The following is a 410-nucleotide window of genomic DNA, read 5'->3' as shown; positions in this document are numbered from 1 at the left end:
ATGGCGATCGCATGCGAGCAAGTTCAGGCAAAAACCACTCCGCCCAAGCCATACACGGAGGCTAGCCTGATTTCGGACATGCGTAGCGTGGCCAAATACGTACAGGATCCCAAGCTGAAGGCAGTCTTGAAGGAAACCTCCGGGATTGGCACTGCCGCGACTCAGGCCGAAACGATCGAAACACTCAAGCGCCGCAGCTTCATCCGAGTGGACAAGAAGGCGATTCGGCCCACCGAACTGGGTTGCCAGGTCATCGACTCGATTCCCCAGGAAATGACTGACCCTGGGGTGACTGCGGCGTGGGAGGATGCGCTAGGAATGATCGCCAAAGGCAAGTACGCCCCGGCGCTTTTCATGAAAGGCATCGATGCCGTGGTCGAGCGCTGGCTAGGAATGATCCGTTCCAGCGC

1 protein-coding gene is annotated in these 410 nt (G+C 58.3%); it reads left to right on the top strand.

All coding sequences use genetic code 11. The features are described from left to right. Positions 1–78: 78 nt before the first annotated feature. Positions 79–410: DNA topoisomerase (locus C1I92_RS35985; RefSeq protein WP_499799519.1), on the top strand; the 332-nt coding region annotated here is incomplete at its 3' end.

This window comes from Jiangella anatolica (genome assembly GCF_003236295.1).
GTDB classification, from domain to species: domain Bacteria; phylum Actinomycetota; class Actinomycetes; order Jiangellales; family Jiangellaceae; genus Jiangella; species Jiangella anatolica.
Note: the sequence above shows the minus strand (reverse complement) of the source record. Positions and strands in the feature narration are given on the sequence as shown.